This window comes from Bacillus paramycoides, from assembly GCF_038971285.1.
Lineage (GTDB): Bacteria > Bacillota > Bacilli > Bacillales > Bacillaceae_G > Bacillus_A.
On sequence record NZ_CP152427.1, the window covers coordinates 2243231 to 2258657 of the forward strand.

The following is a 15427-nucleotide window of genomic DNA, read 5'->3' on the forward strand; positions in this document are numbered from 1 at the left end:
GTAAATAACAATTAATGGATGTACTTATAATAGCAAAGAAAAGGACACGAGTTATTTTACCCGGTTATACAGAGAAGGAAGGAAAGCTGAGAACTTCCTAACGCAGAAAAATAACTTACCACCTTAGAGCTGCACTAGGGAAACTAAGTATCTAGTGCCGTGTAAGCGACGTTATCGCAAAAGAAGCCATTGCATTTTGTGATGGGAATCTGGGTGGAACCACGGATATAAGCATATTCGTCCCTATTTTAGGGATGAATATGCTTTTTTTGCATTCAATTTCATAATAAGCGAAGAAAAGGACACGAGTTATTTTACCCGGTTATACAGAGAAGGAAGGAAAGCTGAGAACTTCCTAACGCAGAAAAATAACTTACCACCTTAGAGCTGCACTGGGGAAATGAAGTATCTAGTGCCGTGTAAACGACGTTACCGTAAAAGAAGCCATTGTATATTTACAATGGGAATCTGGGTGGAACCACGGGTATAAGCACGCTCGTCCCTATTTTAGGGATGAGTGTGCTTTTTATTATGAAATGGAGAGATGAAAAATGAAAGAACAAATGATTGAAATTAAATTTCCAGATGGTAGCGTTAAAGAATTTGTAAAAGGAATTACTTTAGAAGAAATTGCTGGATCCATTAGCAGTAGTTTAAAAAAGAAAGCAGTCGCAGGGAAAGTAAATGATCAGTTATATGATTTACGCCGAAATATTGAAGGAAATGCGGAAATAGAAATTGTTGCTATAGATTCAAATGAAGGGATAGAAATTGCAAGACACTCCGCGGCACATATTTTAGCGCAAGCTGTAAAAAGATTGTATGGTGATATAAAACTTGGAGTAGGGCCTGTGATTGAAAATGGTTTTTATTATGATATGGATCTTCCGAGTAGTGTAAATGTAGAAGATTTACCGAAAATCGAAAAAGAAATGAAAAAAATTATAAATGAAAATATAAAAATAGAGCGAGTTGAAGTTTCACGAGAAGAGGCAAAAAAATTGTTTCAAGAAATGAATGATCATCTGAAATTAGAATTGTTAGAGGCAATTCCTAGTGGGGAAAGTGTAACACTATATAAACAAGGTGAATTTGTAGATCTATGTAGAGGACCACATTTACCGTCAACAGGCTATTTGAAAGCCTTCCAATTAACTCACGTTTCAGGTGCATATTGGCGAGGAGATAGTAACAATCAAGTGCTTCAGCGTATATATGGCGTTGCATTCTCTTCTCAAAAAGAATTAGAAGAGTATTTACATTTCGTTGAAGAAGCAGCAAAGAGAAATCATCGCAAATTAGGTAGTGAGCTGGAGTTATTTATGTTTTCTGAAGAGGCTCCTGGAATGCCATTTTATTTACCGAAAGGACAGATTATCCGAAATGAATTAGAAGCATTTTTAAGAGAAATTCAAAAAGAGTATAAGTATCAAGAAGTACGTACTCCGTTTATGATGAACCAAGAGTTATGGGAGAAATCCGGACACTGGGGACATTACAAAGACAATATGTATTTCTCTGAAGTGGATAATAAAAGCTTCGCATTAAAACCGATGAACTGCCCAGGACATATGTTAATGTTCAAAAATAAATTACACTCTTATCGCGAATTGCCAATTCGTATGTGTGAGTTCGGCCAGGTACACCGACATGAATTTAGCGGGGCATTAAATGGATTATTAAGAGTACGTACTTTCTGCCAAGATGATGCTCATTTATTTGTAACACCAGAACAAATTGAAGATGAAATTAAATCCGTAATGGCGCAAATTGATTACGTTTATAAAACTTTTGGATTCGAATATGAAGTAGAGCTTTCTACTCGTCCAGAAGATTCAATGGGGGATGATAAGTTATGGGAGCAAGCAGAAGCGTCATTAGAAAATGTATTACATTCATTGAATTATAAATATAGACTAAATGAAGGTGACGGTGCATTTTACGGACCGAAAATCGATTTTCATATTAAAGACGCTTTAAATAGAAGTCATCAGTGCGGTACAATCCAGCTAGATTTCCAAATGCCAGAGAAGTTTGATTTAAATTATATAGATGAGAAGAATGAAAAGAGAAGACCAGTTGTTATTCACAGGGCAGTATTAGGATCTTTAGATCGTTTCTTAGCGATATTAATTGAGCACTTTGGAGGTGCATTCCCGGCATGGGTGGCACCAGTTCAGGTGAAGGTCATTCCAGTTTCGAATACAGTCCATGTACAATACGCAGATGAGGTTGCAGATAAATTAGAACATGCTGGCGTTCGTGTAGAACGAGATGTACGAGATGAAAAATTAGGATATAAAATAAGAGAAGCACAAATGCAAAAGGTTCCTTATGTTCTTGTTATTGGGGATAAGGAAATAGAGAACGGAGCTGTAAATGTACGTAAATATGGGGAAGAAAAATCAGAAGTTGTTGAACTAAATGGATTTGCGGAAAGTATAAAAGAGGAAATAAATAATCGGAAATAGAGTTTGAAAAGAAAACACACTACTTCATAATGGTGTGTTTTCTTTTTTATCTTACAAAAATGTAAGGTAAATGTAAGCGAAATCGAGGGAACAAGTTGTAGAAAAATGAGAATATGAAGTAGGAAACAGGTTCATGTAGTCTGTGTAACCCTAATAGGATGAATAATTAAAAAACTCTTAAGAATTTACATGAGAAAAAGATAAGAAATATGTGAGAAATTCATTTTATACAAAAGGGATGGAGTGAAAGAGATGTCAACAAATGTAGTTACTGTAGAAAGTGTAGAAAAAACGTATGGGAAAAGAAATGAGAATCAGTCAAAAGCGTTAAGGGGCGTATCATTAACTATTAAGGAAGGAGAATTCGTCGGGATTATGGGGCCTTCTGGATCTGGAAAAACGACTTTACTTAATGTGATTAGTACATTGGATCAAGCGACAGGTGGTAGTGTGACAATAGCTGGCACAAATATTACTTCTATGAATGGGAATGCATTGTCAGATTTTCGCTCTCAAAAATTAGGTTTCATTTTTCAAGATTTTAACTTACTTGAAAACTTATCAATTTATGAAAATATTGCTTTACCACTTTCTTTGCAAGGCGTACCTTCAAGTGAGATTACTGGAAAGGTGAATGAGGTTGCAAAGAAGTTAGGGATTACTGAAATTTTAACGAAATATCCAACTGCTGTTTCTGGGGGACAAAAGCAAAGAACAGCGGCAGCACGAGCTTTAGTACATAATCCAGCAATCGTATTAGCAGATGAACCGACAGGGGCGCTAGATAGTAAAAATGCAAAAAGCTTATTAGAAGCGATGCAAGATTTACATGAAAATCACAATGTAAGTATTTTAATGGTAACGCATGATGCATTTAGTGCGAGTTATTGTGAGCGTATATTATTTATTCAAGACGGCCTTTTATATAAAGAGCTAAAGCGTCAAGGAACACGAGAAAATTTCTATCAAGACATTTTAGGTGTGCTCGCTCATATGGGTTCAGCTACTGAGTCTAAGTAGGGGGTGAGATTATGTTATTCAAATTATCACGTCATAGTATGAAAAAGATGTTAAAAGATTATATGGTTTTACTTATTGGCCTCGTTATTAGTATTAGTATTTTCTACATGTTCCAAACGATGGCGATGAATAGTGAATTTACGAAAGATAATAGTCTTATTAGTAGTATTAGACTCGTATTCTGGGTAGGTGCCATACTATTATCCTTCATTACTGTATTTTATATTATATATGCCAATTCTTTCTTACTCACATTAAGAAGAAAAGAACTCGGTATGTATATGATGCTTGGCGCGAAAAAGAAAAAAGTAGCACAGTTATTATTTATTGAAACATTCGGTATGGGGATTGTAAGTATTATTATCGGTATTTTAGTAGGGATGTTACTTGCAAGTGTAGCAGGAAATTTTTTAATGAATGGTATGGAAATTTCAGCAAAAGGTAGTTATTCATCTGTATATACACCAGCAATCTTAGTTACAGCTATTTTCTTCTTAATACTATTTTTTATTACTGGTTTAATGAATAGCATCCGATTATTACGTAAAACAGAATTGGAGTTAATTCGTGAAGATGAAACGCTAGATGAAGTAAAGAAAAGTAAAACTCGCATTATAATAATGACAGTACTTGGTGTATTACTAGTAAGTACAGGGTACTATTTTATGATCAATGTAAAAATATATGCTGAATTAGGTTTTATTATAGCAACCATCGTTACAACACTTGGAACATATTTTATCTTTAGTTCATTGCTCCCATTTTTTGTGATGAAAATTAAAGGAAATAAAAAACGAAATGAAACGGGCTTAAATAGTTTTACATATGCACAGCTACGATTTCGAGTAAATAGCTTATCGAGAGTACTAGGTACGGTAGCGATGTTAATTGCATTAGGAGCAGGTGCGATGACTGCAGGTATGGCTTTCCAAAAAAATGTAGGTATTATGACGGACCTTTCTCGTGTATATGATGTTGCAATTCATGATCCAAACGAACAAGATACAGCAGCATTAAAAGAAATGGAAATTGTTGAAGAAAGCAGGTACAAGTATAAAGTAGATGGGGAAGCGGTGTATTACTTACGTAACGACTTAGTAGCGAAACCACCACTAATTTCCGAACGCTTTGATACGAAAACTTTAAAAGAACCTGCGCGTAAACGGGTGGCTGAACCTTTAACTGAACCCGTATATTCTGCTTTGGAAGTTCCGGAAGCAGCGAATAAGCTTCCTCGTATGCCAAGAGATTGGGAAGATGTGATTGTAAGAGAAATACAAATTACACATAATCAATTTAACGGAAAACCTGTAAGAATTGCAGATGAAGAGCATTACAAAGAAATTCAAGGAACGGAACATAGTGTAACATTAGCAAAAGTAGATGATATGAAAAAATATAAACCGTTGTTAATTGAAATAGACAAGAGACAAAAAGAACAAATTGAAAAAACAACAGGTACAAAAGTAGACTTATTTACGAAAATGACAATTTATCAGTTTATGAACAGTTTCATGAGTGGAACAATGTTTATGGGGTTTTTCCTCGGAATTGCCTTTTTAGCAATGATGGCAAGTTCTCTTATGTTCAAAATATTAACAGGTGCTTCTCGTGACGTACGCCGTTATGAAATGTTACGAAAAATCGGTGTGAGACGTAGTATGTTAACGAAAAGTATTTATAAAGAAATTTCATATTTATTTATCTTCCCAGCAATTATTGGAATTTCCCACGTGTTAGTAGGGCTTAACTTATTTAGCTTTATATTAGTTGACCCGTTTGTAAAAGTGTGGGTGCCGATAGGGATTTTCTTAGTCATTTATTTCATCTATTACTGGATAACTGTCCAACTTTATAAAGGTATGGTAATGCCGAAAGAAGAGGTAGCTAAATAGTTTATGAAAAGAGTCTTTGTTTAGAAAACAAGGGCTCTTTTTTTATGTTTTTTATAAAGAAGGAAAAGATTGGATAATGGTCGAAAAATATAATGTAACTTCCAAGAAATGACTAAAATAATACTATTTTGTCGAGAGAAAGGATACGAAGTATGAAAGAAATGCTACAGTTATTTCGCAACAAAGTGTATGCACGTTTTTTTCTAGCAAATATTTTAGAGCGACTCGGTTCTATGATTGCTGGAATTTCTTTAATGTTTTACTTGCTAGATCAATACGGAAAACAACCAGTTTACGCAACGATGACACAAATTATGATTGCATTAATCTTTTTTCTATTAGTAGGGACAGTAGTGGATCGTTTTGATAGACAGCGTATTTGTACAGTAAGTAACATATGTTGTTCGCTCTGTAATATTGGAATCCTAATTTCACTTTATTACGGAATGATTATACTCGTCTTTATATTTTTATTTTTAGAAAATGCATGTATACAATTTTTTTCTCCATCAGAACAGTCGATGATACAAGGAGTAGTTGAATCAGACCAATACGGTGCAGCAGCAGGGATTAATCAAATGGTAAATAGTTTGTATGCTTTATTTGGTGTAGGAATTGCAACGATGGTGTACTGGACTTTTGGAATTTATGGGAGCGTTTTAGTAAATACGCTCACCTTTATTATGAGTGGTATTTTGATTCAAACGATATCCATTCCAGAAAAAGTTCGTTTGCCAAATGGTAGAACAAAATGGAAAGAAGTTAATTTGAAGATGTTAATAACAGAGTTTCAAGAAGGGATCAAGTATATATACCAAAATGAAACAAGAAGGGATCAAGTATATATACCAAAATGAAACTTTAAAAAAATTACTTCTAGGATTTATCGTATTTGGATTATTGAATGGTATTTTAAGCGTATCAACAACTTACATATTAAAATATAAATTAGCAACAGCAACGTATGAAAGTTTAGCGATGGTAGGCGGTGTAATCGGAGGGATTTCCTTACTAATTGGAAGTATAATAGCAACAAGTGTAGGTAAGAAATATGCACCCAAACCTATTATTGTATTTGGTATGGCGGGCTCAGGGGTCTTTTTCGGTATGTGTTACTTTGTAAACTACGTATGGTCTTTTTATGTATGTATCGCTTTTGCGACTTTCTTTTTACCATTTATTAATGTTGCAATCATGGGCTGGATGTATGAAATTGTAGAAGAATCATTTATGGGACGCGTTCAAAGTTTACTTAGCCCATTAACGACAGGATTTCAGCTTTTATCTCTTGGCGCGATAGCGATGCTGTTCCCGAAATGGATTCGTGCAGATACATTGTATATTATTTTATTTGGTTTATTATTTTTGGTTACGTGTTTATATCAAGCTATTTTACCTAGTGGGAAGAAGCGGGCGCAAAGTATAGCTGAAGAGATGTAATAGATCTGTCTTTTTGTTTCTGAATATTCTATCGAATGGTAAGGGGAAAGCGTTATGTTGATGCGAATTGTTAAATGGTGTGGGGTTACTTGTTTACAGTTAGTAGCTGCTATTTTATGCATAATCTGCCTAGGTGCACTGCCACGTTTATTTAAGGGATTGCAAATTAATTTAATTGGTTTTTGGAACACGATTGTATTTCTTGGAGGGAAGTTACTTCAACCGGGTGAAATAACATATGGATTTTGGGACTCAAGAAAATTATTTCCGCAAATATGGATTCATTATATTGAAACGATGATTGTATTTATCGCAGCGTTTTTACTATCTTTGCTTATAGCGTATGTACTTGTCGTTTGGGTATTGCAGCGTTCTCATATGAAACAGAAAATGTGGAACGGGATTTTTCTTACGCTTGAGAGTATACCAGATATATTACTTATTTTATTATCACAACTTCTTGTCGTAATTCTTTTTCAAAAAACAGGATTTATGCCGGTCAAACTAGCTGGATTAGGGGAAGAAAGGATACGTTTATTACCGATTATATGTCTTACAATACCAACAACATTATTATTTATTAAATTATTGTTATTACGGTTTAAAGAAGAATTAGAGAAAGATTATAGTTTGTTTGCCAAGAGTAAAGGGTTAAGCTTACAGCATATTTTGACACATCATATTTCAAGAAATGTTTTATTGACCACAATTTATTATGCGAAAACAAATATATTATTTATGCTTTCCAATTTATATATTATTGAATGGATATTTAATACATATGGTATGTTTGTTTTTGTAAAAGAAAATTCTAAATTAGAAATATTTACAGTGAGTCTAGTAATATTATACGTACCGCTTTTTATACTATTTCGTATATTACATACGCTCTTACAAAATGTGATAAAGGAGCGTGTGTAACATGTGGCAAGTTGTAAAAAGAGATGTGAGATTTTGGATAGGTATTACTTTTTTAAGTGTACTAATGATTGTTAGTATTGGATATACGGTGTTTTTTGATGGGAATATTCGCGAACTTACGATGATGTATAACGAAAAAGGAGAACTAGAGGCAGCTCCATTTTCACCATCAAGTAAATTTTGGTTTGGAAGTGATGTGAAAGGCCGTGACCTTGTTCAATTAATAATAGAAGGAGCGAAATGGACAGTTGGAGCGAGTGTAATTATAGCGATATTACGAGTTATAGTTGGAGGGGGAATTGGTTTACTTCTTGGTATGTATGGTAAATGTTCTTTTCCAGTTATTTCATCCTTTTTTGATCCTTTTAGTATTGTACCGATGGTTATGATTTCTTATTTTATGCTAAATGAAGTTTTAACGTTTGACAGTGGAGCAGAAGTTGTGCCGTTATATTTGCGTGTGGCATTTCAAATTATAGTTCTTGTATGTCTTGCTGTACCAACGGTTATGTTGTATGTAGCGCAAGAAGTAAAGCGTATGAAGAAAGAGGAATTTATGTTGGCAGCTACTGTGCTCGGTGGAAGTAAGTGGCATAGGTTGAAGCGCCATATATGGCCGCATATGTTACCACCATTTCTTTTATTAGTAGCTCAACAATTTGTGAGTACTTTATTGCTTCTTTTACACCTTGGTTTGTTGCAATTATTTTTTGGTGGAACTATAACCTTCAGTGGAATGGATCCAGATAGTGTAACAAAAGAATGGACGGGCCTAATTGGTCAAAACTTCCGTCACTTAACTATACATACATGGATTGTACTTATACCAATTGCTTTTTATAGTATGACGATCTTGTCAGGCAATCTGATTAGTAACAGTATGCAAGATGCGATTAAACTAGGAAATGTAAGGATACCGAAGAGGAAAGACAAAGAAGTGAAAGTAGAGAAGCAAGTACAATCTAAAATGAATGATTTTTCTTTCTATAGAGAGGTACAAAAATAACGAAAGATAGCTGAAGACAAATCGTTTTCAGCTATCTTTTTTCTTTGCATTTAGTGATGTCCAGCTAATAGAGTAAACAAAATTATGAGGAAAAAACCGCTAGTAGCCCATGTTAAAAATGTAAGGAAAGAGAGCTGTTTCTTTGCCTTCCAAAGCATTTCATGAATTGTAACATAGCCAAGTGAACCGATAGCACTCCCCATAATGAGCCCTTGTAAATGTAGAGCTTTGCCTTCCATTAAAATGCCAAAAACAGTACCGGTACCGAGAATAAGTGAAAGTAATAAAGTCGTTAATAAAAAGGAAATATATTTATGTTTTGTAAAGAGGAAGGGAATAATTAATGCTAAGCCTTCAGGAATATGGTGAACGACGATTGCTATTAAAAAAGGAATGGCAGAGTCAGCATGATTAATAAAAGCTGTACCTAAAGCAAATCCACTCGGCAAATTATGAATAAATATAGCGAAAGAGAGAAAAAGAAAAGTTTGCCATGCTTGTTGATCTTTTTTATGTATCATTGGAGGATGACAATAGGTATCTAATAACCTCATAACTAAAATACCGATAGCTATGCCAAGTATAGGCCCAATCATTTCAAAGCTTGAAAATGTTTCAGGAATAATTTCAAGGGATAAAAGGCCAAGCAAAATCCCGCCGCATAATGCGTATAAACGATGCATTTTCTCTTCAATTAGCTGGCGTGTAGCAATGCCAACAGCACCGCCTAATAGTAATCCACCGAATGAAAAAAATGTAACTATCATAGGAATCCATAATCGTTCCATCGTATCACACTCCGATTTTTCCACTTATTTTTAGCTTACGAAAAGGAAAGTTAGATTAGTCCAAGTAATTGTGTTTGATTATAGAGAAAAAACTAATAATTCGTTATAATTTATATATTAAATTTAAGTGGAAATATGAAATGGGGAATAAGTTTGCAAACAAAGTGGAGTCTATCTGAATATGAAAATCCAAAACGATATGATGTGGAAAATAAAAGTTTGTCAGATTTTCCGTTCTTACTATCATGGGCACAAAAACTAAATATACAAAATGAATGGATTCTAGATATTGCTTGCGGAACAGGAAGGGTTACAATTCCATTTATAGAGAACAGATATCAAATGATTGGTGTAGATATACATGAAGGTATGCTTGCTGAAGCGAAGAGAAAATCTACGGATTGTAAAAAAGTAAAATGGCTACAACAAGACTGTTTACAATTGAAGATTGAAGAAACGATTCCGTTAGCATTTATCCCGCGTTAACGGACAGTAAAACTCCCACCTCAAAATTCAGTTGGAGCAAAGAAGTTAGGTGGGAGATCAACTGTCCGTAAACGTCCGATTGGTGAGGGCTAATAATCAGTGGGGGGATGACCCCTCCACTGATTAAAGTTTCACTTTATGGTTGGTCATGGATTTCAACACTTTCTTACGAATACAGATCAAAATAAGTTATTAACATCTATTCATCATGTGTTAGCTGATAATGGTATATTTATATTCGATACACGTTTTCCTTCAAAAGAAGAATTAATACAACCATCTACAGAAGAGTATTGGACAACCGTTAGTGATGAAAAGGGAAGAAAATGTGATCTATATACTGAAATGACATACGATTCAATTCAGCAAATACAGCACTACATAACAACAAGAAGGTTTTATGAGGATGATGTGGAAGCAGAAGAACTGAAAACAACGATTGATCTTCGCTATACGTATCCGCAGGAGTTAGAAAGGGTATTAGTGGCGAATGGCTTTGAACTATTACATATATATAATGATTGGGAAGGAAATGAGTTAGAGGAAGATTGTTATTCAATGGTAGTAGTTTGCCGGAAGAAAAAATAGTGTTATTTAAAAAATATGAGTGTAAAAAGTTTTTGAGGAGAGAAAAATATGTCTTGGTACTTAGATAATGTTTATGAATTAAATAAAGGAGCACCATATACATTTTACCTTCCTAGCTCAGAAGTGTTGGAGAAATTAAAGATTGGAGATTTGGTAAAGTTAATTTTTGTAACTAAAAATGAGGAAGAAGATGGGTTTAATGGTGAAAGAATGTGGGTAGAAATCACTGAAAGAAATGAGAAGAAGTTTGAAGGGGAACTGAGCAATGAACCATATCGATTAGATTTAAAAATAGGTGATAAAATTTCATTTGTAATCGAAAATATATGTGATACGGAATATCATGATCCATCTTCAAAATATTGGGATTTTTATTTTGATACGAAGGTAATTGTTAGTAATGATGTACTTGAAAAAAGAGAATTTAACTTTATGCTTAAAGAGGATTCAAGAGAAGATGGTGATTCGGGTTGGTCAATATTAAGTGGCTATGAAAGTGATGACTATGTAAATGATCCTAAAAACTTTCAAATTATTTCAATTGGAGTCATATTGAATATAGATGATTCTATTTTGAAATTTCTCGAGGAACCACCGTTATGTGCATATGAAAGAAATGATGAAGGTAGATTCTATAAAATTGAAGACTATGATTGGAATGCATATTTAAATGGATAGAAGAAATTTAAAATTGATGAAAATTGAAGAGAACAGTAGTAAATGGAGGAATTAATTATGCAACAAATTAAAAAAATAGAAAACTCATTTTGGTATATGACACCGGTTTCTGAAACAGATAGACCGATTTTAGGAATGGTCGTTGGACAAGAAAAAACTTTAATGATAGATGCAGGGAATTCAGAAGAACATGCACAATTATTTTTAGAAATGCTAAAAGAACAAAATGTATCAAGTCCGGATTTCGTAGCATTAACACATTGGCACTGGGATCATATTTTTGGATTGCCTGTACTACAAGATGCATTAACTATTGCTCATGATGAAACAAAAAAGGAAATGCAGTCACTAGTATCTTATGAATGGACAGATGAAGCGTTAGACGCACGCGTAAAAGAGGGTACTGAAATTGAATTTTGTGCGGATTGTATCAAGAAAGAGTTTGAAGAAAAAGCGAGAAATATTAAAATTATTCCTCCGGTCTTAACGTTCCAAGATCAGATTGAATTAGACCTTGGTGGAGTGACATGCGTATTAAAACATGTCGGCGGAGATCATGCACATGATTCAGTTGTTATTTACGTGAAAGAAGAAAAGATATTGTTTTTAGGAGACTGTATATATGCAGATATCTTTTCTTCAAAGTGGAATTATACGACGAAACGAACGTTTAAATTAATAGAAGAGTTGGAGTCGTTTGATGCTGAAACTTATATCCTTTCTCATGGGACAGCCATAAGTCGGGATGAATTTTTACAAGAGATGTATTTGCTAAAAACAGTAGGAACATATACAGAAGCTCATAAAGGCGATGAAGAGAATATAAAGGAAGCGTATAAACGAGACATAAATAGAGAATTAAATGAAGATGAAATAGAAACAATAACGTTTTTTGTAAATGGTTATGAAATGAATAATTTGTAAGACACAACATTAATCAAATTTAATTAAATTGCACAAAAAGAGTATTGAAATGTAATTCAATACTCTTTTTAATAGTTAAATATGTAGTTTTAACCAAATTCTAAATATGGGAGTTCATCGTCTGAAGCGATGTCATTCTATTTATTTTTCGTATATATAGTGGTTCAAGTAGAAGCTTTCTTTGCTAATTCAGTTATATAGTTAAAAAATCCATTGTGGTTTACATCATATACTACATTTACAGGTCGTCCATCAACAGTTTCCATTGTACGCCCCTGGCTAGGTCCATATGTATGAACAGTACTATTAATTGTTTGTGATTTTGCAAGACCAGATTTTCCTACAAACGCAGCAGTTAATACATCCCACAAATAGTAAGTAGAGTTTGTTGAGAAGTGAACGAGAGGAGGGACCATTGCATAGCATTGACCAAGAAAATCAATACCAATATATTTTCTCTCTTTTGCCCAACGTTCACGTATGTCTATAGTTAATGGAACTTGGTTTGTACTTTCTAACGTTACTAAGTCAATTTCAATTTTTGATTCCTATACACGAGCTACTGCTTCAGGGTCCCAAAATGAATTCCACTCAGCTGTTCCATCATGTTCTGGTTCATATACGTTTCCGTCAGTACGAAATGTGCCTCCCATCCAAATAAGACGTTAAATTTTTCTTCGATTATTGGTGCTTCATATAGTGCACGCGCTAAATCGGTAAGTGGACCCGTAAATAATAAAGTTGTTTTTTCTTCAGTTTGTAGTAGAGTTTCAATTAAATGATGATGTGCAGGTTTTTCTGCTACGAGTGTTATAACTTTTCCAGACTCATTTAATATTGGTAAAGCATCTACATAAAATGCATGCATCCGCCAATCTTTTGGAAATAGATTTTTGGCACGGGAATTTGATGCGGCTACTTCAATATTTCCTTTGCCGAAGCGATCAATAATTTTGCGACTTGCAGACATTGCTGGTTCTAAATAGCAATCTGCAGGGATAACTGAAACCCCTGTAAGTTTGACATTATCCATCTGAAGTAATAAAAATAGTGAAATTAAATCATCTACACCACCATCATGATTAAAGTACACTTTTTTCATCATTGTAATCTCCACCCTATATGATTTAGTTAGGAATTAAATATAAACTTCGGAAAAATCATCAATAATTTCCATCACTTCAATTTTTCCATTGCTTAGTAACTCAGGAAGTTCATTACTGAAGTTTCCTTTCCAGTACTCTCTAGCTTGTTCAATTTTTTGAGAGAAAGGAATACCGTCTTCTTTCGGTAAAAGATTTCCGTTGCCTTCAAAACAATGTCCTATCACTCGTAGTTTAACAATCTGCAAAACTTCTCGATTATAGAAATCAAATAATGCTTTCCATTTCAAAGCATCTTCATAGCTCCTTGCAGCATATAAACAAGACAATCTTGACGGATAATCAGGATACTCTTGTAGCCTAACCATCTCCACAATTGTTTCTCTAACGGCTCTAATTGTTTGATCCATATAATCCATAACTACTGTAGCATTTTCATTCTTTATATGTATTTCTTCATTTGTATAATGTTCTTTCAAAATTTGTATAGCATCTTTACTGTTAGAATTTAAATGTTCTCTTTCAAAAAAGAAATGAAATAGGGTATTTGTTTGATTTTTATCGAAATGTATGATTTGTCCCATCTTCATTTTTTTCCTTGTAACGATGTGGTATGCGTAAAACTCTTGTTCATACAAGGGTATCCTCCTAGTAGTAATGTAATTTAATGTTAAATTTAGTAATTCAACATTGAAATATATAAAACCTTTATAAGTAAAAGTGAGATTTTGAGCAGAAAGGAAAGAAAATATGATAACGCTTTAAATTTGTTCACAAAATGTTCACTTACGAAGAGGTTTCCATAATCGATATAATGACAAAGACTTAAACAGAAAGGATGATAGAAATTGCCAACAACAAGAAAGGAAAACCTCCAGTTTGGTATGATGATGTGCCTTGGGATGGTTATTGTAATGATGTTTTATAATTTATTGATGAACGGAACAGGGGGACAAATTCATATTAAGGAGATTGCATTAGAACTAATAATTGGCTTCATTATTGCACTATTAATTGAAATATGTATCGTTGGACCTTGTGCGAAAAAACTTGTCTTCGCGTTACCATTTGATAAATCTGAAAAAGTAAATATTATTATTGCGATGGCAACAACGATGGTAATCGGAATGGTGTTCTTCATGTCGTTTTATGGTATGGCTATGATGTATTTGCATAATGGGTTACATGATGAATCATTCGTTTCAATGTATTTCTCGATTTTTATTAAAAACTTCATTATGGCGTATCCATTACAATTAATTATTATGGGGCCGCTTGTGCGTTTCTTATTTGGAAAGTTTGTTTTGAAGAATAAATCTGTTAATGTAGCATAAATTAATACATATTATTAGTTTATGAAAATTATATAATATTAATTCGATCTAGTGAATGATTGTTGCATGCTGATTTATAAAATACGTTTAGTTAGGTTAAAACTTTGTAAAAATAAAAGGGCATTAAGAGTCAAAAGAAAAAATATAAGTATGGCTATGTGCGAGAATGAGATTTTAAAGCGAAACAGTAATATTAGAAAGAGGGTTGCAATTACAACTCTCTTTCCACACTTCTATAAGATTTTCTATATCTTGGAATATGATATATAAGAGTAAGTGTAAAGAAATCAAATGATTATATGTGCATTGATAGGTTTATTGCTTCGATTGAACCAACTCAAAAAAGGATTGTACGTTTTGTGGATTTGAAAAATTGTCAAACACAATAAAATCGTCTTTATAGTTCATAGTTATTTTTTTGATAAAGGGGATCGCAGACATTTCTAGCACTACCCCATCTGTATGATTGAAATTTTGAATCTCAGTGTATAGAAATTCCCATTTCAGTCCTTTTCCAAACATGGCATCAGAGCAGAACAATAATTTTTTATTTGTAGCAGCTAAAATCCCAGATCTACTTATATAACCAAAATTGATTACGCAGTAGATTGTAGAAAGAATATCTTCCTCGTTGTTTACGTATTCTCTTATAGTTTTTAGATTCGCCTTCATAAGCAGGTCTCCTTATTTTTGAAAGAAATTTTTATAGTCATTAAATTTATTTTATCATATATAATTATTAATGGATTTATATTTATATAAGTAGAAAAAAT

General features: G+C 33.4%; 11 protein-coding genes, 4 pseudogenes and 2 other annotated features. Of the genes and pseudogenes, 11 read left to right on the plus strand and 4 right to left on the minus strand.

Going from position 1 to position 15427, the window contains the following annotated elements; translation table 11 throughout:
- The first annotated feature begins 26 nt into the window (after nt 1-26).
- Nucleotides 27-248: a binding site (T-box leader), on the plus strand.
- Between the two features lie 36 nt (nt 249-284).
- Nucleotides 285-507, plus strand: a binding site (T-box leader).
- A 44-nt stretch (nt 508-551) separates the two neighbouring features.
- The 6 genes and pseudogenes from thrS to AAG068_RS11680 all read left to right on the plus strand — a co-directional run bounded on the left by thrS (nt 552) and on the right by AAG068_RS11680 (nt 8753).
- Nucleotides 552-2471 carry a threonine--tRNA ligase gene (thrS, locus tag AAG068_RS11655; protein ID WP_342719378.1) on the plus strand — a complete coding sequence of 640 codons (1920 nt, stop codon included), beginning with the start codon at nt 552-554 and terminating at the stop codon, nt 2469-2471.
- Between the two features lie 252 nt (nt 2472-2723).
- Entirely contained in the window at nt 2724-3491 is a 768-nt protein-coding gene (locus tag AAG068_RS11660; protein WP_342719379.1) for an ABC transporter ATP-binding protein, read from the plus strand.
- 11 nt (nt 3492-3502) lie between these two features.
- Complete coding sequence (locus AAG068_RS11665) at nt 3503-5386, plus strand: ABC transporter permease (RefSeq protein ID WP_342719380.1); 1884 nt, start codon at nt 3503-3505, stop codon at nt 5384-5386.
- A gap of 152 nt (nt 5387-5538) precedes the next feature.
- Nucleotides 5539-6826, plus strand: a pseudogene (locus tag AAG068_RS11670) (MFS transporter).
- A 54-nt stretch (nt 6827-6880) separates the two neighbouring features.
- A complete protein-coding gene (locus AAG068_RS11675; RefSeq protein ID WP_342719381.1) occupies nt 6881-7747 on the plus strand; it encodes an ABC transporter permease subunit in 867 nt (288 codons plus the stop codon).
- Between the two features lies 1 nt (nt 7748).
- Entirely contained in the window at nt 7749-8753 is a 1005-nt protein-coding gene (locus tag AAG068_RS11680; RefSeq protein ID WP_342719382.1) for an ABC transporter permease subunit, read from the plus strand.
- 50 nt (nt 8754-8803) lie between these two features.
- Here the strand turns inward: AAG068_RS11680 and AAG068_RS11685 are convergent, their stop codons facing one another.
- A complete protein-coding gene (locus AAG068_RS11685) occupies nt 8804-9541 on the minus strand; it encodes a ZIP family metal transporter (protein ID WP_342719383.1) in 738 nt (245 codons plus the stop codon).
- A 135-nt stretch (nt 9542-9676) separates the two neighbouring features.
- On the opposite strand from AAG068_RS11685, the pseudogene AAG068_RS11690 reads away from it, so the two are divergent.
- The 4 genes and pseudogenes from AAG068_RS11690 to AAG068_RS11705 all read left to right on the plus strand — a co-directional run.
- Nucleotides 9677-10012: pseudogene (locus tag AAG068_RS11690) on the plus strand (class I SAM-dependent methyltransferase); the annotation flags it as partial.
- 150 nt (nt 10013-10162) lie between these two features.
- Nucleotides 10163-10615 (plus strand): annotated as a pseudogene (locus AAG068_RS11695) (SAM-dependent methyltransferase); the annotation flags it as partial.
- Between the two features lie 48 nt (nt 10616-10663).
- Nucleotides 10664-11293 carry an immunity protein Imm33 domain-containing protein gene (locus tag AAG068_RS11700; protein WP_342719384.1) on the plus strand — a complete coding sequence of 210 codons (630 nt, stop codon included), beginning with the start codon at nt 10664-10666 and terminating at the stop codon, nt 11291-11293.
- 57 nt (nt 11294-11350) lie between these two features.
- Nucleotides 11351-12217: an MBL fold metallo-hydrolase gene (locus AAG068_RS11705; protein ID WP_342719385.1), complete on the plus strand. Its 867-nt coding sequence runs from the start codon at nt 11351-11353 to the stop codon at nt 12215-12217.
- 164 nt (nt 12218-12381) lie between these two features.
- On the opposite strand, the pseudogene AAG068_RS11710 reads toward AAG068_RS11705, so the two are convergent.
- A pseudogene (locus tag AAG068_RS11710) lies at nt 12382-13322 on the minus strand (nucleoside hydrolase).
- 33 nt (nt 13323-13355) lie between these two features.
- A complete protein-coding gene (locus AAG068_RS11715) occupies nt 13356-13958 on the minus strand; it encodes a DUF2441 domain-containing protein (protein WP_342719386.1) in 603 nt (200 codons plus the stop codon).
- 210 nt (nt 13959-14168) lie between these two features.
- Between AAG068_RS11715 and AAG068_RS11720 the strand changes: the two genes are divergently transcribed.
- Complete coding sequence (locus AAG068_RS11720) at nt 14169-14654, plus strand: DUF2798 domain-containing protein (protein ID WP_342719387.1); 486 nt, start codon at nt 14169-14171, stop codon at nt 14652-14654.
- A gap of 315 nt (nt 14655-14969) precedes the next feature.
- Here AAG068_RS11720 and AAG068_RS11725 read toward each other — a convergent pair whose 3' ends face one another.
- Nucleotides 14970-15326 (minus strand): PH domain-containing protein, encoded by a 357-nt coding sequence (locus tag AAG068_RS11725; protein ID WP_342719388.1) that lies wholly within the window; start codon nt 15324-15326, stop codon nt 14970-14972.
- Nucleotides 15327-15427: the final 101 nt, after the last annotated feature.